The 18,914-nt window shown below is 49.9% G+C and carries 18 protein-coding genes, 1 tRNA gene and 1 rRNA gene; 17 read left to right on the forward strand and 3 right to left on the reverse strand.

What is annotated here, in order from left to right:
• Positions 1-156: 156 nt before the first annotated feature.
• The 10 genes from accB (at position 157) to ACLJXE_RS10885 (ending at position 7,987) form a co-directional block, all read left to right on the forward strand.
• Complete coding sequence (gene accB, locus ACLJXE_RS10840) at positions 157-627, forward strand: acetyl-CoA carboxylase biotin carboxyl carrier protein (protein ID WP_005121378.1); 471 nt, start codon at positions 157-159, stop codon at positions 625-627.
• A 10-nt stretch (positions 628-637) separates the two neighbouring features.
• A complete protein-coding gene (gene accC, locus ACLJXE_RS10845) occupies positions 638-1,987 on the forward strand; it encodes an acetyl-CoA carboxylase biotin carboxylase subunit (protein ID WP_003828838.1) in 1,350 nt (449 codons plus the stop codon).
• A gap of 107 nt (positions 1,988-2,094) precedes the next feature.
• On the forward strand, positions 2,095-2,337 hold the full coding sequence (locus tag ACLJXE_RS10850) for a YhdT family protein (RefSeq protein WP_016154721.1): 243 nt from the start codon (positions 2,095-2,097) through the stop codon (positions 2,335-2,337).
• On the forward strand, positions 2,327-3,778 hold the full coding sequence (gene panF / locus ACLJXE_RS10855; RefSeq protein WP_410750840.1) for a sodium/pantothenate symporter: 1,452 nt from the start codon (positions 2,327-2,329) through the stop codon (positions 3,776-3,778). The genes ACLJXE_RS10850 and panF overlap by 11 nt, the downstream gene beginning before the upstream one ends.
• Before the next feature lie 11 nt (positions 3,779-3,789).
• The gene (gene prmA / locus ACLJXE_RS10860) at positions 3,790-4,671 is read left to right on the forward strand and encodes a 50S ribosomal protein L11 methyltransferase (RefSeq protein ID WP_410750841.1); all 882 of its coding nucleotides are present in this window, start codon (positions 3,790-3,792) and stop codon (positions 4,669-4,671) included.
• A gap of 184 nt (positions 4,672-4,855) precedes the next feature.
• A complete protein-coding gene (locus ACLJXE_RS10865) occupies positions 4,856-5,134 on the forward strand; it encodes a carbonic anhydrase family protein (RefSeq protein WP_410750842.1) in 279 nt (92 codons plus the stop codon).
• 346 nt (positions 5,135-5,480) lie between these two features.
• Positions 5,481-6,446: a tRNA dihydrouridine synthase DusB gene (dusB, locus tag ACLJXE_RS10870; protein WP_003025224.1), complete on the forward strand. Its 966-nt coding sequence runs from the start codon at positions 5,481-5,483 to the stop codon at positions 6,444-6,446.
• Positions 6,447-6,471: 25 nt separating this feature from the next.
• Complete coding sequence (fis, locus tag ACLJXE_RS10875; protein WP_000462905.1) at positions 6,472-6,768, forward strand: DNA-binding transcriptional regulator Fis; 297 nt, start codon at positions 6,472-6,474, stop codon at positions 6,766-6,768.
• A gap of 87 nt (positions 6,769-6,855) precedes the next feature.
• A complete protein-coding gene (yhdJ, locus tag ACLJXE_RS10880) occupies positions 6,856-7,740 on the forward strand; it encodes an adenine-specific DNA-methyltransferase (protein WP_410750857.1) in 885 nt (294 codons plus the stop codon).
• Positions 7,741-7,822: 82 nt separating this feature from the next.
• Positions 7,823-7,987 carry a DUF2556 family protein gene (locus tag ACLJXE_RS10885; RefSeq protein ID WP_410750843.1) on the forward strand — a complete coding sequence of 55 codons (165 nt, stop codon included), beginning with the start codon at positions 7,823-7,825 and terminating at the stop codon, positions 7,985-7,987.
• Between the two features lie 53 nt (positions 7,988-8,040).
• Here ACLJXE_RS10885 and envR read toward each other — a convergent pair whose 3' ends face one another.
• Positions 8,041-8,697 (reverse strand): acrEF/envCD operon transcriptional regulator, encoded by a 657-nt coding sequence (gene envR / locus ACLJXE_RS10890; RefSeq protein WP_410750844.1) that lies wholly within the window; start codon positions 8,695-8,697, stop codon positions 8,041-8,043.
• A gap of 410 nt (positions 8,698-9,107) precedes the next feature.
• Here envR and ACLJXE_RS10895 point away from each other — a divergent pair, with 410 nt between their 5' ends.
• The 7 genes from ACLJXE_RS10895 (at position 9,108) to ACLJXE_RS10925 (ending at position 18,497) form a co-directional block, all read left to right on the forward strand.
• Positions 9,108-10,265: an efflux RND transporter periplasmic adaptor subunit gene (locus ACLJXE_RS10895; RefSeq protein ID WP_410750845.1), complete on the forward strand. Its 1,158-nt coding sequence runs from the start codon at positions 9,108-9,110 to the stop codon at positions 10,263-10,265.
• A gap of 11 nt (positions 10,266-10,276) precedes the next feature.
• Positions 10,277-13,390 (forward strand): efflux RND transporter permease subunit, encoded by a 3,114-nt coding sequence (locus ACLJXE_RS10900; RefSeq protein ID WP_410750846.1) that lies wholly within the window; start codon positions 10,277-10,279, stop codon positions 13,388-13,390.
• A 270-nt stretch (positions 13,391-13,660) separates the two neighbouring features.
• Positions 13,661-13,882, forward strand: a complete 222-nt coding sequence (locus ACLJXE_RS10905; protein ID WP_048213468.1) for a membrane protein — start codon at positions 13,661-13,663, stop codon at positions 13,880-13,882.
• 459 nt (positions 13,883-14,341) lie between these two features.
• Positions 14,342-15,367: an amino acid ABC transporter substrate-binding protein gene (locus ACLJXE_RS10910; protein WP_202037597.1), complete on the forward strand. Its 1,026-nt coding sequence runs from the start codon at positions 14,342-14,344 to the stop codon at positions 15,365-15,367.
• A gap of 69 nt (positions 15,368-15,436) precedes the next feature.
• On the forward strand, positions 15,437-16,618 hold the full coding sequence (locus ACLJXE_RS10915) for an amino acid ABC transporter permease (RefSeq protein ID WP_410750847.1): 1,182 nt from the start codon (positions 15,437-15,439) through the stop codon (positions 16,616-16,618).
• 9 nt (positions 16,619-16,627) lie between these two features.
• A complete protein-coding gene (locus ACLJXE_RS10920) occupies positions 16,628-17,731 on the forward strand; it encodes an amino acid ABC transporter permease (protein ID WP_410750858.1) in 1,104 nt (367 codons plus the stop codon).
• Between the two features lie 7 nt (positions 17,732-17,738).
• Positions 17,739-18,497 (forward strand): amino acid ABC transporter ATP-binding protein, encoded by a 759-nt coding sequence (locus tag ACLJXE_RS10925; RefSeq protein WP_286629346.1) that lies wholly within the window; start codon positions 17,739-17,741, stop codon positions 18,495-18,497.
• Positions 18,498-18,587: 90 nt separating this feature from the next.
• Here ACLJXE_RS10925 and rrf read toward each other — a convergent pair.
• Both rrf and ACLJXE_RS10935 read right to left on the reverse strand, forming a co-directional pair.
• Positions 18,588-18,703 (reverse strand): 5S ribosomal RNA (gene rrf, locus ACLJXE_RS10930).
• Positions 18,704-18,741: 38 nt separating this feature from the next.
• Positions 18,742-18,817: transfer RNA gene (locus tag ACLJXE_RS10935), tRNA-Thr, on the reverse strand.
• Between the last annotated feature and the right edge of the window lie 97 nt (positions 18,818-18,914).

The raw sequence follows: 18,914 nt of genomic DNA on the forward strand, positions 1-18,914 counted from the left end.
GACTAACAAGTCTGGCAATCTCATATAATGGCCGCAGCACGCAGTGCAACGCCAGAGATGCGTGGCATCTTGTCACTCACTGTTATAAAAATGCTATACAGACGGCGGTAAAACGCCTGTCACAATCTCACTAAACAAAGAGTACGGAACCCACTCATGGATATTCGTAAGATTAAAAAACTGATCGAGCTGGTTGAAGAATCAGGCATCTCCGAACTGGAAATTTCTGAAGGCGAAGAGTCTGTACGCATCAGCCGTGCAGCGCCAGCTGCAAGTTTTCCAATGATGCAACAGGCCTATGCTGCACCAGTGATGCAGCAGCCAGCTCTGTCTAACGCTGTTGCACAGACTGCCACTCCAAGTATGGAAGCGCCGGCAGCAGCGGAAATCAGTGGTCACATCGTACGCTCCCCAATGGTTGGTACGTTCTACCGCACCCCGAGCCCAGACGCGAAAGCGTTCATCGAAATCGGCCAGAAAGTCAATGCGGGCGATACCCTGTGCATCGTTGAAGCCATGAAAATGATGAACCAGATCGAAGCCGACAAATCCGGCGTAGTGAAAGCGATTCTGGTAGAAAGTGGTCAACCGGTAGAATTTGACGAGCCGCTGGTCGTCATCGAATAACGAGGCGAACATGTTGGATAAAATTGTCATCGCTAACCGCGGCGAGATTGCCTTGCGTATTCTTCGTGCCTGTAAAGAACTGGGCATCAAGACTGTCGCTGTGCACTCAAGCGCGGATCGTGATTTAAAACACGTATTGCTGGCGGATGAGACGGTCTGTATTGGCCCTGCTCCGTCCGTTAAAAGCTATCTGAACATCCCGGCAATCATTAGCGCCGCTGAAATCACCGGCGCAGTGGCAATCCACCCGGGTTATGGCTTCCTCTCTGAGAACGCCAACTTCGCTGAACAGGTAGAACGTTCTGGTTTTATCTTCATCGGCCCGAAAGCTGACACCATCCGTCTGATGGGTGACAAAGTGTCCGCGATTACTGCGATGAAGAAAGCTGGCGTACCGACCGTTCCAGGTTCTGACGGCCCGTTGGGCGACGACATGGACGCTAACCGCGCTCATGCCAAACGCATCGGCTATCCGGTAATCATCAAAGCCTCCGGCGGCGGCGGCGGACGCGGTATGCGCGTCGTGCGCAGTGATGCTGAACTGGCGCAATCCATCTCCATGACCAAAGCGGAAGCGAAAGCAGCTTTCAACAACGATATGGTCTACATGGAGAAATACCTGGAAAACCCACGCCACATCGAAATTCAGGTGCTGGCTGACGGTCAGGGTAACGCGATTTATCTGGCTGAACGTGACTGCTCCATGCAGCGTCGTCACCAGAAAGTCGTCGAAGAAGCACCTGCGCCGGGTATCACCCCGGAACTGCGTCGCTATATCGGCGAGCGTTGTGCCAAAGCCTGTGTTGATATCGGCTATCGTGGGGCAGGTACTTTCGAGTTCCTGTTCGAAAACGGTGAGTTCTACTTCATTGAAATGAACACCCGTATTCAGGTTGAACACCCGGTCACTGAGATGATCACGGGCGTTGACCTGATCAAAGAACAGTTGCGTATCGCTGCTGGCCAGCCGTTATCCATTAAGCAGGACGAAGTTGTGGTTAAAGGCCACGCGGTAGAATGCCGTATCAACGCCGAAGACCCGAACACCTTCCTGCCAAGCCCGGGCAAAATCACGCGTTTCCACGCGCCGGGTGGCTTTGGTGTTCGCTGGGAGTCTCATATTTACGCAGGCTACACTGTACCTCCGTACTATGACTCAATGATCGGTAAGCTGATTTGCTACGGTGAAAACCGCGACGTGGCAATTGCCCGTATGAAAAACGCATTGCAGGAACTGATCATCGACGGTATCAAAACCAACGTTGATCTGCAGATCCGCATCATGAATGACGAGCACTTCCAGCACGGTGGAACCAACATCCACTACCTGGAGAAAAAACTCGGACTTCAGGAAAAGTAAGCACGCGTTAACCGAAAAGGCCGGAAATTCCGGCCTTTTGTTTTTCTCCCCTCCCGTACGTGCCATAAGGTACAATCCCCGCTTTCTTTATCCACAAGGGACAAAAAATGGACGCTCGTTTTGTTCAGGCCCATAAAGAGGCGCGCTGGGCGCTGTGGCTGACCCTTTTATATCTTGCCACATGGTTAGTGGCCGCTTACTTACCAGATTCAACGCTGGGTTTTACCGGCTTACCGCACTGGTTCGAAATGGCCTGCCTGCTTACGCCGCTGGTTTTCATAGTACTGTGCTGGGCGATGGTGAAGTTTATCTATCGCGACATTCCGCTGGAGGATGACGATGCAGCTTGAAGTGATTTTGCCGCTGGTTGCCTATCTTCTGGTAGTGTTCGGTCTCTCTGTTTACGCCATGAGAAAACGCACGACCGGCACTTTCCTGAATGAATATTTCCTCGGCAGCCGCTCGATGGGCGGGGTCGTATTAGCCATGACGCTAACCGCAACCTACATTAGCGCAAGCTCCTTTATTGGTGGTCCCGGTGCGGCATACAAATACGGACTGGGCTGGGTGTTGCTGGCAATGATCCAGTTACCCGCCGTCTGGCTTTCGCTGGGTATTCTCGGTAAGAAATTCGCTATTCTGGCGCGACGCTATAATGCCGTAACCCTCAACGATATGCTGTTTGCCCGCTATCAAAGCCGGTTACTGGTCTGGCTGGCGAGCCTTAGCCTGCTGGTCGCCTTCGTTGGGGCGATGACGGTACAGTTCATCGGCGGCGCACGTTTGCTGGAAACTGCCGCGGGCATTCCGTACGAAACTGGCCTGCTGATCTTTGGCGTCAGTATTGCGCTCTACACGGCGTTTGGCGGATTCCGCGCCAGCGTACTGAATGACACGATGCAGGGTATGGTGATGCTGATCGGTACGATCGTCCTGCTGGTAGGCGTCGTCCACGCTGCCGGTGGCCTTAGCCATGCGGTTGAGACCCTGCAAACCATCGATCCTAAACTGGTATCACCACAAGGCGCAGATGACATTTTGTCACCCACATTTATGACATCGTTCTGGGTGCTGGTGTGCTTTGGCGTGATTGGACTGCCGCATACGGCGGTACGCTGCATCTCCTATAAAGACAGCAAAGCGGTACACCGTGGGATTATTATCGGCACCATCGTGGTGGCAATCCTGATGTTTGGCATGCATCTGGCGGGTGCGTTGGGACGTGCGGTTCTCCCTGACCTGACGGTACCAGATCTGGTGATCCCGACTCTGATGGTAAAAGTTTTACCACCGTTTGCCGCCGGGATCTTCCTGGCCGCGCCGATGGCTGCGATCATGTCGACGATCAATGCCCAATTGCTGCAAAGTTCCGCTACGATCATTAAAGATCTTTATCTGAACATTCGCCCGGAACAACTGAAAAATGAAACGCGTCTGAAGCGCATGTCCGCTGTGATCACCTTACTGCTGGGTGCATTACTGCTGCTGGCCGCCTGGAAACCACCAGAGATGATTATCTGGCTCAACCTGCTGGCGTTTGGCGGGTTGGAAGCGGTCTTCCTGTGGCCACTGGTGCTGGGCCTGTACTGGGAGCGGGCGAACGCCGCAGGCGCATTGAGCGCCATGATTGTCGGCGGCGTGTTGTATGCCGTCCTCGCGACCTTTAACGTTCAGTACCTGGGCTTCCATCCGATAGTGCCCTCGTTGCTGATAAGTTTGCTGGCTTTCCTGGTCGGAAACCGTTTCGGTTCTGCCGCCCCGCAAGCTGCCATATTGACTACTGATAAATAAAGAGTTTTGCCATGCCATGGATCCAACTGAAACTGAACACAACGGGTGCTAACGCAGAAGAGTTAAGCGATGCACTGATGGAAGCAGGCGCTGTTTCCATCACTTTCCAGGACACGCATGATACGCCTGTGTTCGAGCCCCTGCCGGGTGAAACTCGCCTGTGGGGCGATACCGATGTCATTGGTCTGTTCGATGCCGAAACCGACATGAAAGAAGTGGTTGCTATTCTGGAACAGCACCCGCTGCTGGGCGAAGGCTTCGTGCATAAAATCGAACAGCTTGAAGATAAAGACTGGGAACGCGAATGGATGGACAATTTCCACCCCATGCGCTTTGGTGAACGTCTGTGGATTTGCCCGAGCTGGCGTGATGTCCCGGATGAGAACGCAGTCAATGTGATGCTGGACCCGGGTCTGGCGTTTGGCACAGGCACTCATCCAACGACCTCTCTGTGCCTGCAGTGGCTCGATGGTCTCGACCTTAACGGTAAAACAGTGATCGACTTTGGCTGCGGCTCCGGCATCCTGGCAATTGCAGCACTGAAACTCGGAGCAGCAAAAGCGATTGGTGTCGATATCGATCCGCAGGCCATTCAGGCAAGCCGCGATAACGCCCAGCGTAATGGCGTATCTGACCGCCTGGAGCTGTATCTACCGCAGGACCAGCCAGACGCCATGAAAGCCGATGTGGTGGTCGCTAACATCCTGGCTGGCCCATTACGTGAACTGGCACCGTTAATCAGCGTCCTGCCCGTTGAAGGCGGTTTGCTGGGGCTTTCCGGGATTCTGGCCAGCCAGGCTGACAGTGTCTGCGAAGCCTATGCCGATCTCTTTACGCTCGATCCCGTCATCGAAAAAGAAGAGTGGTGTCGTATTACCGGCAAGAAAAAATAGTCCTTTCCCGTGGCCTCTCTGTAGGCCACGTTTTCCCTTTTTTTGTACCTCCCCCGCCGCCGTCACAACGCTAAAACAACCCACTTAACCCATTGAAGTTAAAATATAAAATAACATTAATTATTCATTAGACGAATTGTATGAAAGCAACATTAGGTAGGCGGCGCTGCTGGTGCTAAGCATCATGCCTGCAACGGTTTTTGCATCTCACTGGGGTTACGGGGGAGAAGGTTCTCCAGAACACCGGGGCGCACTCAGTGAAGAGTACAAAACTTGCCAGACCGGGAGGAATCAATCCCCGATCAACATCGACACAGTGCTTACAGCGCACCTCTCGCCGCTTAGCATTCACAATACCGATGGGACGGTCACGCTCATCAACAATGGTCATACCCTCCCGGCGGGTCTACAGGCGGCCTCGACCGATGATACTGTGGCCATTGATGGCACAACCGCTCAATGACCGCGTGATTGTCGAGTAATCCTCAGAAAACCCTACGATCATGTTCTGAAATGAGAGCATAGTCACACTATGTCACAATAATCTGCTGATTAATTCAGCAGATTATCTTGTCAGGCCGCCTGGCCTCGAAGAAAAAATGAGAAGTTACGCAAAATTATATGCGTATATAAAATCGACACATTTTTATAATGCAATGATTTATATGATTAATTATTTTCACCCGCTCAGATTTACGGCAATTCATTGATCCACCTCAGTGGATTGGTCAAAGTTTGGCCTTTCATCTCATGCAAAAAATGCGTAATATACGCCGCCTTGCAGTCACAGTATGGTCATTTCTTAACTCATGCGCATCGGACAATATCAGCTCAGAAATCGCCTGATCGCAGCACCTATGGCTGGCATCACTGACAGACCATTCAGGACGCTGTGCTATGAGATGGGAGCAGGATTGACGGTATCCGAGATGATGTCTTCTAACCCGCAGGTTTGGGAAAGCGACAAATCTCGTTTACGAATGGTGCACGTTGATGAGCCAGGAATTCGCACGGTGCAAATTGCCGGTAGCGACCCTGTTGAGATGGCTGATGCCGCACGTATTAACGTGGAAAGCGGCGCCCAGATTATTGATATCAATATGGGGTGTCCGGCTAAAAAAGTGAATCGCAAGCTCGCAGGTTCAGCCCTCTTGCAGTACCCGGATTTAGTGAAATCGATACTAACCGAGGTCGTCAATGCGGTGGACGTTCCTGTCACACTCAAGATTCGCACCGGATGGGCTCCGGAACACCGTAACTGCGTAGAGATTGCCCAACTGGCTGAAGACTGTGGCATTCAGGCTCTGACCATTCATGGACGCACCCGCGCCTGTTTGTTCAATGGAGATGCTGAGTACGACAGTATTCGGGCAGTTAAGCAGAAAGTTTCCATTCCGATTATCGCGAATGGCGACATTACTGACCCGCATAAAGCCAGAGCTGTACTCGACTATACGGGGGCGGATGCCCTGATGATAGGACGTGCAGCTCAGGGAAGACCCTGGATCTTTCGGGAAATCCAGCATTATCTGGACACTGGGGAGCTGCTGCCCCCGCTGCCTCTGGCAGAGGTGAAGCGCTTGCTTTGTGCGCATGTTCGGGAATTGCACGACTTTTATGGTCAGGCAAAAGGGTACCGAATTGCGCGTAAACACGTATCCTGGTATCTCCAGGAACACGCTCCAGATGACCAGTTTCGGCGCACATTCAACGCCATTGAAGATTCCAGCGAACAGCTGGCGGCGTTGGAGGCATACTTCGAAAATTTTGCGTAAACAGAAATAAAGAGCTGACAGAACTATGTTCGAACAACGCGTAAATTCTGACGTACTGACCGTTTCTACCGTTAACTCTCAGGATCAGGTAACTCAAAAACCCCTGCGTGACTCGGTTAAACAGGCACTGAAGAACTATTTTGCTCAATTGAATGGTCAGGATGTTAACGATCTCTATGAGCTGGTACTGGCTGAAGTAGAACAGCCCCTGTTGGACATGGTGATGCAATACACCCGCGGTAACCAGACCCGTGCTGCCCTGATGATGGGCATCAACCGTGGTACGCTGCGTAAAAAACTGAAAAAATACGGCATGAACTGATACTAATCAGCGAAATGTTTGTTTTAAAAGGCGCTACTCGGCATGGGGAAGCGCCTTTTTTATTCGCGTCACACGGAGGCTTTGGTGATGAAAGCAAGATGTGAACCTGTCTACTTTGGTGACGAATCAAAAAAGATAATCCAGGGTGATGCGCTAACTGAACTGAAAAAGCTGCCGTCTGAAAGCATCGATCTGATCTTTGCCGACCCGCCTTATAACATCGGGAAAGATTTTGACGGGTTGGTAGAATCCTGGGACGAAGAGAGCTTTCTGGCCTGGCTGTTCGAGTGCATTGATGAATGCCATCGAATATTAAAGCCACAAGGCACCATGTACATCATGAACAGTACGGAAAACATGCCGTACATCGATCTCAAATGCCGACAGCTATTTACCATCAAAAGCCGTATTGTATGGGCCTATGATAGCTCAGGAGTACAGGCTAAAAAGTACTTTGGGTCCATGTATGAACCGATCCTGATGATGGTCAAAGACCCAAAAAGTTATACATTTAACCGTGATGATATTTTGGTTGAAGCGAAAACTGGGGCGAAACGCGCGCTGATCGATTACAGAAAGAACCCACCTCAACCCTACAATCATAAAAAAGTACCTGGTAATGTCTGGGAGTTTCCACGCGTTCGCTACCTGATGGATGAATACGAAAACCACCCAACCCAAAAGCCTAAAGCTCTGCTGGAACGCATCATTTTAGCCTCCTCGAATCCAAACGACTGGGTGTTAGATCCGTTCGCGGGTAGCTTCACTACCGGGGCAACCGCAGTGGATTTGGGGCGTCAGTTTGTCGGTATTGAAATCAATGATGAATACGTAAAAATGGGGCTGCGGAGACTGCGTATTAGCTCCCATTTTTCAGAGGATGAGCTTGCAAAGGTGAAAAAGCGCAAGACGAAAAACCTGTCTAAAAAGAGTCGATTACCGGAAAAGAGCGGTGGAATTTCAGCAAAGTAAAAGCATTGTAAGTCTGCTTTTCAGCTTTTAGATTTCGTGTATATTCCCTGCACACTTGGGCATGAATACACAGGATTTGGTAATGATTCGCAAGTATTGGTGGCTGGTTGTTTTTGCTGTCTTTGTTTTTCTTTTTGATGCACTACTCATTCAATGGATAGAGTTGATGACAACAGAGCACGACAAGTGCCGGAATATGAACTCAGTGAATCCCCTCAAGCTGGTCAATTGCGCCGACCTCGAGTAGCGCGCCCGGTGGCTTACCGTTCTGTAACTGCCGTCAGTTCATGGCGGCAGAAACTAGCCAGCCTGATCCTCACCCTGAATCAATTGCAGCATACAACCATCAGAGCTTAACATTTTTAATACATTATCGACTAATACAGGTGCTTGTTGGTAGAGATCATAACTCGCTGGATTCATTAACCAGTTTTTTATTATTCCGCTAAAACTACCATGCAAAATAATGATGATAACGTCTAAATCAAGGCTGGGAGCGATCAGATTGTTAACCGCACACTGCTGCAAAGACTCACGAATACTTTGGTGACTAATTCCTATTTTATCGCGAATCGCCTGCTCTGATATCATATCGTTATGAAATTCACATTTATGATATAAAATTTGCATTAATGCCTGCTGGCGAGGATTCTCAGCAATATATTGCAAACCTACAACTAATTTCTCACGCAACCGCTGTAAAGGATTATCCCCCCAACGACCAATGAGCTTTTCCTGAATAAGGTAGCGGAGAGGAGGCTGTTGTGACCATAGCTCATTAAACAGCTGGGTCTTATTTTCAAAATGCCAGTAAAGCGCCCCCCGCGTCACGTTGGCGGCGTCCGCAATGTCGTTTAGCGTTGTATTGCTTACGCCGCGCGCGGCAAACTGCGCTATCGCTGTTTCAATCAGGAGCTGGCGCGTTTTGAGGGCATCAGCTTTCGTTTTTCTGGCCATAGTTCCGAATGCCTGAGACAGAGTAGAGAATGATTAACTTTCTTATCGAATATTTACTATACGGAATAAATGTATCATCTGGTGATTGTTTAAACGAGTTCTAAACTATTTCATTGTGCTGATTACACACAAATAATCAAAACGAATAAACGACGTCAATATATTCACCAATCAAATAATCATTTCAATATGTATTTATACGCATCATAGCATTGCTATTAACGACATAATAAGTCGGCAGTTGATTACTCTTTTTTTGTTTTTACGTGCCGTGCATCGCACACATAAATAAGTATTGCTTACATCGCAAGCTAATAATTTGTAGGATAGCCAACTATTATTTTTTATGCACGTTATCTCCCTTGCCTCACCCGGTAAATAACGGGCTTTCGGTTTTTTAAGGAACAGTAATGACGAAAAATGCCAGGTTCTCACTCCTGCCCTCATTCATCATCATCTCCGCTGCATTACTCGCCGGTTGTAACGATCAGGGGGATACACAAGCTCATCCTGCCGAGCCACAGGTTACTGTCCATGTCGTTGAGTCGGCCCCTCTGGCTGTGACAACTGAATTGCCGGGACGAACGACCTCATTCCGTATTGCTGAAGTCCGCCCTCAGGTCAGTGGGATTGTACTTAAACGAAATTTCACCGAAGGGAGTGATGTTGAAGCAGGTCAATCGCTCTATCAGATCGATCCCGCAACCTACCAGGCAGACTATGACAGCGCCAAAGGTGAGCTGGCGAAGAGTGAAGCGGCTGCTGCAATTGCGCATTTAACCGTGAAACGTTACATCCCGCTGGTCGGCACAAAGTACATCAGCCAACAAGAGTATGATCAGGCCATTGCTGATGCACGTCAGGCAGATGCTTCTGTTACTGCAGCAAAAGCAGCCGTTGAAAGCGCTCGCATTAATCTTGCCTACACCAAAGTCACATCGCCCATTAGCGGACGTATTGGTAAATCTAACGTCACTGAAGGGGCGCTGGTCACCAATGGCCAGGCAACAGAGTTGGCTACCGTTCAGCAACTTGATCCTATTTATGTCGATGTCACGCAGTCCAGCAACGACTTCATGCGCCTCAAGCAATCCATTGAACAAGGTAGCCTGCATAAAGACAGCTCCAGCAGCACTGTTGAACTGGTGATGGAAAATGGCCAGTCCTACCCACTGAAAGGCTCTTTGCAATTTTCTGACGTTACGGTTGATGAAAGCACCGGATCCATCACCCTCAGAGCCGTATTCCCTAACCCGCAGCACACCCTGTTACCGGGCATGTTTGTTCGGGCGCGTATCGATGAAGGTGTACAGCCCAATGCCATTCTCGTTCCGCAACAAGGTGTAACACGTACTCCGCGTGGTGATGCCACAGTGATGGTCGTTAACGACAAGAATCAGGTTGAGTCTCGTGCCGTTGTCGCCGCGCAAGCCATTGGCGACAAATGGCTGATTAGCGACGGTTTAAAACCCGGCGATAAAGTCATCGTGAGCGGCTTACAGAAAGCACGTCCTGGCGTGCAGGTTAAAGCCACTACCGATGCCCCGGCAGCAACTGCGGCGCAATAAGGTAAGCGGACATGGCAAACTTTTTTATTAGGCGACCTATCTTTGCCTGGGTGCTGGCCATCATTCTGATGATGGCAGGCGCTTTGGCGATCATGCAACTGCCCGTGGCGCAGTACCCTACCATCGCGCCCCCTGCCGTAGCAATTTCCGCAACCTATCCGGGTGCGGATGCGCAGACGGTACAGGACACAGTAACGCAGGTTATCGAACAGAACATGAACGGTATCGATAACCTGATGTATATGTCCTCCACCAGCGATTCCGCCGGGAGCGTGACCATTACACTGACGTTCCAGTCTGGGACCGACCCTGATATCGCGCAGGTCCAGGTGCAAAATAAATTGCAGCTCGCCACACCGCTTCTGCCGCAGGAAGTCCAGCAGCAGGGTATCAGTGTTGAGAAATCGAGTAGCAGCTTTTTGATGGTTGCGGGTTTTGTTTCTGACAATCCGCAAACTACGCAGGATGACATCTCCGATTACGTTGCCTCTAACGTTAAAGACACCATCAGTCGTCTGAACGGCGTTGGCGACGTGCAACTGTTTGGCGCTCAGTACGCCATGCGCATCTGGCTGGATGCGAACTTGCTGAACAAGTACAAACTCACACCTGTCGATGTCATTAATCAGTTAAAAGTGCAGAACGATCAGATAGCTGCAGGTCAGTTAGGCGGTACGCCGGCATTGCCTGATCAGCAGCTTAATGCCTCGATCATTGCGCAAACACGCCTGAAAGATCCAGAAGAGTTCGGCAAAGTTACCTTACGTGTGAACAGCGATGGATCTGTTGTACATCTGAAAGATGTCGCGCGTATTGAGCTGGGCGGTGAAAACTATAATGTTGTTGCTCGCATTAACGGTAAGCCTGCATCCGGTCTCGGTATTAAACTGGCCACCGGCGCAAACGCACTGGATACCGCCAACGCCATTAAAGCCAAACTGGTTGAGCTACAACCGTTCTTCCCGCAGGGAATGAAGGTTGTCTATCCGTACGACACAACGCCGTTTGTTACGCTCTCTATTCACGAAGTGGTAAAAACGCTTTTTGAAGCGATAGTACTGGTCTTCCTGGTCATGTATTTGTTCCTGCAAAACATCCGGGCAACGCTCATTCCGACCATCGCCGTCCCCGTCGTATTGTTGGGAACATTTGCCGTCCTTGCCGCGTTTGGCTACTCGATAAATACCCTAACGATGTTCGGGATGGTGCTCGCCATCGGCTTGTTGGTTGATGACGCGATAGTCGTGGTGGAAAACGTAGAACGAGTGATGATGGAAGATAATCTACCGCCGAAAGAGGCGACAGAAAAATCCATGTCACAAATTCAGGGGGCTCTGGTCGGTATCGCCATGGTGCTGTCTGCGGTATTTATCCCAATGGCCTTCTTTGGCGGTTCCACTGGGGCAATTTACCGACAGTTCTCAATCACTATTGTTTCAGCAATGGCGCTTTCCGTGCTGGTCGCATTGATTCTGACTCCGGCACTGTGTGCAACATTACTGAAGCCAGTCTCTGCAGATCATCACGAGAAAAAAAGCGGCTTCTTTGGTTGGTTTAACGCCAAATTTGACCACAGCGTCAACCATTACACTAATAGCGTCAGCGGAATCATTCGCAAAACGGGGCGTTACCTGGTGGTGTATCTGGTCATTGTGATTGGGATGGCTGTGCTATTCATGCGCCTTCCAACCTCTTTCCTGCCAGAGGAAGATCAGGGCGTATTCCTGACCATGATTCAGCTCCCGGCAGGTGCCACTCAAGAGCGCACCCAGAAAGTGCTGGATCAGGTGACTCACTACTATCTGAACAATGAAAAAGCCAACGTCGAGAGCGTTTTTACAGTTAACGGCTTTAGCTTCAGCGGTCAGGGACAAAACTCAGGGATGGCGTTCGTCAGCCTCAAACCCTGGGAAGAACGTAGCGGTAGCGAAAATAACGTTGAGTCCGTTATTGCCCGCGCAACCCGGGCATTTAGTCAGATTCGCGATGGTTTAGTGTTCCCCTTCAACATGCCTGCCATTGTTGAACTGGGTACGGCAACCGGTTTTGACTTTGAACTCATTGACCAGGGCGGGCTGGGACATGCCGCACTAACGCAAGCACGTAACCAGCTGCTGGGCATGGTGGCAAAACACCCTGACCTGCTGGTACGCGTACGCCCTAACGGTCTTGAGGATACCGCGCAATTCAAGCTGGATGTCGATCAGGAAAAAGCACAAGCACTGGGGGTTTCGTTATCTGATATCAACGAAACCATCTCTGCCGCATTGGGTGGCTATTACGTCAATGACTTCATTGATCGTGGCCGCGTGAAAAAAGTGTATGTCCAGGCAGATGCTAAATTCCGTATGTTGCCGGAGGACATCAATAATCTGTATGTCCGCAGCGCCAATGGCGAAATGGTGCCATTTTCTACATTCAGTTCAGCACATTGGATTTACGGCTCGCCACGACTGGAACGCTACAATGGTATGCCATCAATGGAGTTGCTGGGAGAAGCTGCACCAGGCAGGAGTACCGGTGAGGCAATGGCCTTGATGGAAAGCCTTGCGGAAAAACTACCAAATGGTATCGGTCATGACTGGACGGGAATGTCCTATCAGGAACGACTGTCAGGTAACCAGGCTCCGGCGCTGTATGCCATCTCGCTGATCGTCGTCTTCCTTTGCCTTGCGGCATTGTATGAAAGCTGGTCGATTCCATTCTCTGTCATGCTTGTTGTACCGCTCGGTGTTGTTGGAGCATTGCTTGCAGCGTCACTTCGCGGGATGAATAATGACGTGTACTTCCAGGTGGGACTGCTAACGACCATAGGACTCTCTGCCAAAAATGCCATCCTGATCGTCGAATTTGCCAAAGACCTGATGGACAAAGAAGGCAAAGGGTTGATCGAAGCCACTCTTGAGGCTTCCCGCATGCGTCTTCGCCCTATCCTGATGACATCCCTGGCGTTTATTCTCGGGGTTATGCCTCTGGTTATCAGCCATGGTGCAGGTAGCGGTGCGCAGAATGCTGTTGGTACCGGTGTTATGGGGGGGATGCTCACCGCAACATTGTTAGCGATCTTCTTCGTTCCCGTCTTCTTCGTTGTCGTTAAACGGCGTTTTAGCCGGCACCACGAATAATTTGTAAAATAAAGGCGTCCATGGGCGCCTTTTTACATGATGATGAGTTCTTTATTTATTAATAAGATAGACATTTAATTCTGCTGAAACATTGCAGAAAGAACTTTCAGGTGCGCCCATTTTATCCATTATTTTTACAATCCACATGAATTGAGATTATTCCTCATGTCAGTCTTTTTTTAAGCAGTGGTAAAATAGCGGTCGAGTTCGCAGATGGCTGAGCGTTTACCTTTGCTCAATTAGCGAAACGCTTATTTTTGAGGTAACACCATGAAAAGATTAATACCCGTTGCACTGCTTACCGCATTACTGGCTGGCTGTGCACACGATTCCCCTTGCGTGCCTGTCTATGACGATCAAGGGCGTCTGGTTCATACCAATACCTGTATGAAAGGCACCACGCAGGATAACTGGGAAACGGCAGGAGCGATAGCCGGTGGTGCAGCCGCTGTTGCCGGCTTGACGCTTGGGATAGTTGCCTTGACGAAATAAATCATCATAAAAGCGCGGCCGTTGCCGCGCTTTTAGCAATAATGATTAAATCTTTATATAAGACAAAACGTTGGTTCATGGCATCATTCATAAAATAAAATTATTATGGATTCTCTTCACATATCCACGACCTAAAATTAGCATTTTCTCTATTCTTCGTTACAACACATATCCCTTTCATTATTCTCACGCTACAGGTATTCACGCCCGAAATTGTTATCTTGCGTCCTGTCTGAAAATTAATTTTTTGCGCTGAAATGTGGCTTACGTTTCAATTTTGCACCACTTCAGGGCGCTGCATTTATTTTTTCCTGTCTACACTCTGCATATTGCGTCGAATAATCGTGCGCAAAAACCTGGCACTACCTTTGCTTAGAAGAGTATGGCCAAAGCCACAGACAGGTAAAAGACGTTTGTAGAACGTTTCCATAACAATAATTCCACCACACAGGATGCTCTATGAAAAAGATGATAATAGCCAGCCTGGCTGCGGCCGGCGTGCTGCTTGCCGTCGCAAATCAGGCACATGCCGGCGCAACTCTTGATGCCGTAAAGAAAAAAGGTTTTGTGCAATGTGGTATCAGTGATGGCCTGCCTGGTTTTTCTTACGCCGATGCAAGCGGTAAATTCTCTGGTATTGATGTCGATGTATGTCGTGGCGTTGCCGCTGCCGTATTTGGTGATGACAGCAAAGTAAAATATACCCCACTCACCGCCAAAGAACGCTTCACCGCGTTACAGTCTGGTGAGGTCGATATGCTTTCCCGTAATACCACATGGACTTCCTCTCGTGATGCGGGGATGGGCATGTCTTTCACCGGCGTAACCTATTACGACGGCATTGGTTTTCTCACCCATAATAAAGCGGGTCTGAAGAGCGCTAAAGAACTGGATGGCGCTACGGTTTGTATTCAGGCAGGAACAGATACTGAACTGAATGTGGCCGACTATTTTAAAGCCAATAACATGAAGTATACCCCTGTCACCTTTGACCGTTCTGATGAGTCCGCTAAAGCGCTGGAGTCAGGGCGCTGCGATACACTGGCTTCCGACCAGTCTCAGTTGTACGCCCTGCGGATCAAACTGAGCAACCCCGCAGAATGGATTGTACTGCCAGAAGTGATTTCTAAAGAACCACTGGGACCAGTCGTGCGTCGTGGTGACGACGAGTGGTTCTCGATTGTTCGCTGGACATTGTTCGCTATGCTGAACGCCGAAGAGATGGGTGTTAATTCGAAAAATGTTGACGAAAAAGCAGCCAATCCTGCAACACCGGATATGGCGCACCTGTTAGGTAAAGAGGGGGACTATGGCAAGGATCTGAAACTTGATAACAAATGGGCTTACAACATTATCAAGCAAGTAGGTAACTACTCGGAGATCTTTGAACGTAACGTTGGCTCGGAAAGCCCGCTGAAGATCAAGCGTGGACAGAACAACCTCTGGAATAACGGTGGCATTCAGTATGCACCACCCGTGCGCTAATGCACAGTGACGCAACGAGCGCCGCAACTGCGGCGCTCAGCCCAGAGTCATAGTTACCGAGGTTTTCTTATGTCCCATCGCCGCTCAAACGTAAAAGGGTCGTTATCCTTTTCTAACCCTGCGGTCCGCGCCTGGTTATTTCAAATACTCGCTGTGATTGCAGTCGTTAGCATTGCGGTCTATCTCATTCATAACACCATTAATAACCTAAGCAGTCGCGGTATTACCTCGGGATTTTCTTTTCTCGAACGCAGTGCCGGATTTGGTATCGTCCAGCATCTGATTGATTATGAGCAGGGCGATACATACGGTCGGGTCTTTCTTGTCGGTCTGCTCAATACGCTGTTAGTCTCCGCATTGTGCATTGTTTTCGCATCGTTTCTCGGCTTTTTTCTCGGACTGGCACGGCTGTCGGATAACTGGTTACTACGAAAGCTCTCTACGATTTATATCGAAACGTTCCGCAATATCCCGCCATTGCTGCAGATCTTCTTTTGGTATTTTGCCGTATTACGGAATTTGCCCGGACCGCGGCAGGCTGTCAGTACCCTGGATCTGGTCTTTCTGAGCAATCGTGGGCTCTACATTCCGGCACCACAGATGGGAGAAGGTCTGATTACCTTCTGTGCCGCGATCGTGATTGCCGTCATCATCACCATTGGGTTATTTCGCTTCAACAAAATGCACCAGACCAAAACAGGCCAGTTACGCCGAACATGGCCTACGGCTCTGGCCCTGATCGTGTTTCTACCGATGATTTCACATTGGATTTTCGGTGCGGCGCTGCACTGGGATATCCCTGAACTGCGCGGGTTTAACTTCCGTGGCGGTATGGTGCTTATTCCAGAATTGGCTGCCCTGACACTGGCGCTTTCTGTATACACCTCTGCATTTATTGCAGAAATTATCCGGGCGGGGATTCAGGCAGTCCCTTATGGTCAACATGAAGCAGCACGTTCTCTGGGCTTACCAAACCGGGTAACTCTGCGGCAGGTCATCATCCCACAGGCGTTGCGTGTCATTATTCCCCCACTGACGAGTCAGTATCTGAATATCGTCAAGAACTCCTCTCTCGCAGCCGCCATTGGCTACCCGGATATGGTGTCATTGTTTGCCGGTACTGTGCTCAATCAAACAGGACAGGCCATCGAAACTATCGCCATCACCATGTCGGTTTACTTGATCATCAGCCTGAGTATCTCTCTGTTGATGAATATTTATAACCGCCGTATCGCACTGATTGAGCGCTAAGGAGCCATGATGACAAAAGCACTGCTGTCTCGCCCCGCGCGCCCGAGCAGTAACCAGGCAAGTCGCATTCTATTTTGGGTACGTAAAAACCTGTTCTCTAGTTGGTCAAACAGCCTGCTCACATTGCTATGTGTATGGCTTATTTGGTCGTTCCTTCCCCCGCTATTGAACTGGGCATTCCTGCAGGCCAACTGGGTCGGTTCTACCCGGGCCGATTGTACAAAAGCAGGGGCTTGTTGGGTGTTCATCCATGAGCGCTTTGGGCAATTTATGTATGGACTGTATCCACACGATCAACGCTGGCGCGTAAATCTGGCCCTGATTATTGGTCTGCTTTCCATCATCCCGATGTTCTCGAAAACCATCCCCCATCGTGGCCGCTATATCGCCATCTGGGCGGTGGTGTATCCCCTTACCGTCTGGTGGCTGATGTACGGTGGTTTTCTCGGGATTGAGCGAGTAGAAACCCGGCAGTGGGGAGGATTAACACTGACGCTGATTATCGCCTCCGTGGGTATCGCGGGCGCGCTTCCATGGGGAATTTTGCTGGCGTTAGGCCGCCGTTCTCATATGCCGATCGTACGTGTTTTATCGGTCATTTTCATTGAGTTCTGGCGTGGTGTACCGCTTATAACCGTCCTGTTTATGTCCTCAGTCATGCTCCCGCTATTTATGTCGGAGGGTACAACTATCGACAAACTTATTCGGGCACTGGTTGGCGTCATTCTTTTCCAGTCAGCCTATGTTGCTGAAGTGGTACGCGGAGGATTACAGGCCTTACCAAAAGGTCAGTATGAAGCAGCTGAATCACTGGCACTCGGGTACTGGAAAACGCAGGGGTTGGTGATCCTTCCACAGGCACTGAAGCTGGTCATTCCCGGTTTGGTCAATACCATTATCGCGCTATTCAAGGATACCAGCCTGGTCATCATCATCGGCCTGTTTGATCTCTTTAGCAGCGTCCAGCAAGCAACTGTCGATCCGGCCTGGCTGGGGATGTCGACAGAGGGATATGTTTTCGCTGCACTGATTTACTGGGTTTTCTGTTTCAGCATGTCGCGCTATAGCCAGCATCTGGAAAAACGTTTTAACACCGGGCGGACACCGCACTGAGGAATTTATGAGCAAAATAGTAATGCCGTCCACTGACGCGATGATTACGCTGGAAAACGTCAACAAATGGTATGGGCAGTTTCATGTCCTGAAAAATATCAACCTGCAGGTAAAACAGGGAGAGCGTATCGTATTGTGCGGACCTTCTGGTTCCGGAAAATCGACGACTATCCGCTGCATTAACCATCTGGAAGAACATCAGCAAGGGCGTATAGTCGTGGATGGAATTGAACTCAACGAAGATATCCGCAATATCGAACGTGTCAGACAGGAAGTTGGCATGGTCTTCCAGCACTTTAATCTCTTCCCTCATTTAACGGTTCTGCAAAACTGCACACTGGCCCCTATTTGGGTGCAAAAGATGCCGAAGAAAGAAGCTGAAGTGCTGGCAATGCACTACCTTGAACGAGTACGCATTGCTGAACATGCCCATAAGTATCCCGGGCAAATTTCCGGTGGCCAACAACAGCGTGTCGCCATTGCGCGTTCGCTGTGCATGAAACCCAAAATCATGCTGTTTGATGAGCCCACGTCAGCGTTAGATCCAGAAATGGTAAAGGAAGTGCTGGATACGATGATTGGCCTGGCGCAATCGGGAATGACAATGCTGTGTGTCACACATGAAATGGGCTTTGCCCGCACGGTAGCGGATCGGGTGATCTTTATGGATCTGGGTGAGATTGTCGAACAGGCGCCTCCAGATGAATTTTTTGCCAATCCACGATCTGAACGTACACGTGCGTTTTTATCGCAGGTAATACATTAAAGTCGTTGGCCGGATAAAGATCCGGCCGTTTTTTGATACGCATGAACGCAAAAAGGCCATCCTTTCGGATGGCCTTTTCACTTATTTGATGTCTGGCAGTTCCCTACTCTCGCATGGGGAGACCCCACACTACCATCGGCGCTACGGCGTTTCACTTCTGAGTTCGGCATGGGGTCAGGTGGGACCACCGCGCTACAGCCGCCAGACAAATTCTTTTCTACGTGCCGAACTTTAACCTAAAAACTGGTGCTGATACCCAGAGTCGAACTGGGGACCTCACCCTTACCAAGGGTGCGCTCTACCAACTGAGCCATATCAGCACACTAAATTTGATGCCTGGCAGTTCCCTACTCTCGCATGGGGAGACCCCACACTACCATCGGCGCTACGGCGTTTCACTTCTGAGTTCGGCATGGG

Source organism: Citrobacter sp. U14242, from assembly GCF_046555775.1.
GTDB lineage: Bacteria > Pseudomonadota > Gammaproteobacteria > Enterobacterales > Enterobacteriaceae > Citrobacter.

Coding starts and splice junctions, on each gene's coding strand:
- prmA (WP_410750841.1), top strand. CDS start 3,790: ATGCCATGGATCCAACTGAAACTGAACACAACGGGTGCTAACGCAGAA.
- dusB (WP_003025224.1), top strand. CDS start 5,481: ATGCGCATCGGACAATATCAGCTCAGAAATCGCCTGATCGCAGCACCT.
- accB (WP_005121378.1), top strand. CDS start 157: ATGGATATTCGTAAGATTAAAAAACTGATCGAGCTGGTTGAAGAATCA.
- ACLJXE_RS10895 (WP_410750845.1), top strand. CDS start 9,108: ATGACGAAAAATGCCAGGTTCTCACTCCTGCCCTCATTCATCATCATC.
- ACLJXE_RS10850 (WP_016154721.1), top strand. CDS start 2,095: ATGGACGCTCGTTTTGTTCAGGCCCATAAAGAGGCGCGCTGGGCGCTG.
- panF (WP_410750840.1), top strand. CDS start 2,327: ATGCAGCTTGAAGTGATTTTGCCGCTGGTTGCCTATCTTCTGGTAGTG.
- ACLJXE_RS10865 (WP_410750842.1), top strand. CDS start 4,856: ATGCCTGCAACGGTTTTTGCATCTCACTGGGGTTACGGGGGAGAAGGT.
- accC (WP_003828838.1), top strand. CDS start 638: ATGTTGGATAAAATTGTCATCGCTAACCGCGGCGAGATTGCCTTGCGT.
- ACLJXE_RS10885 (WP_410750843.1), top strand. CDS start 7,823: ATGATTCGCAAGTATTGGTGGCTGGTTGTTTTTGCTGTCTTTGTTTTT.
- ACLJXE_RS10920 (WP_410750858.1), top strand. CDS start 16,628: ATGACAAAAGCACTGCTGTCTCGCCCCGCGCGCCCGAGCAGTAACCAG.
- envR (WP_410750844.1), bottom strand. CDS start 8,697: ATGGCCAGAAAAACGAAAGCTGATGCCCTCAAAACGCGCCAGCTCCTG.
- ACLJXE_RS10925 (WP_286629346.1), top strand. CDS start 17,739: ATGAGCAAAATAGTAATGCCGTCCACTGACGCGATGATTACGCTGGAA.
- fis (WP_000462905.1), top strand. CDS start 6,472: ATGTTCGAACAACGCGTAAATTCTGACGTACTGACCGTTTCTACCGTT.
- ACLJXE_RS10915 (WP_410750847.1), top strand. CDS start 15,437: ATGTCCCATCGCCGCTCAAACGTAAAAGGGTCGTTATCCTTTTCTAAC.
- yhdJ (WP_410750857.1), top strand. CDS start 6,856: ATGAAAGCAAGATGTGAACCTGTCTACTTTGGTGACGAATCAAAAAAG.
- ACLJXE_RS10905 (WP_048213468.1), top strand. CDS start 13,661: ATGAAAAGATTAATACCCGTTGCACTGCTTACCGCATTACTGGCTGGC.
- ACLJXE_RS10900 (WP_410750846.1), top strand. CDS start 10,277: ATGGCAAACTTTTTTATTAGGCGACCTATCTTTGCCTGGGTGCTGGCC.
- ACLJXE_RS10910 (WP_202037597.1), top strand. CDS start 14,342: ATGAAAAAGATGATAATAGCCAGCCTGGCTGCGGCCGGCGTGCTGCTT.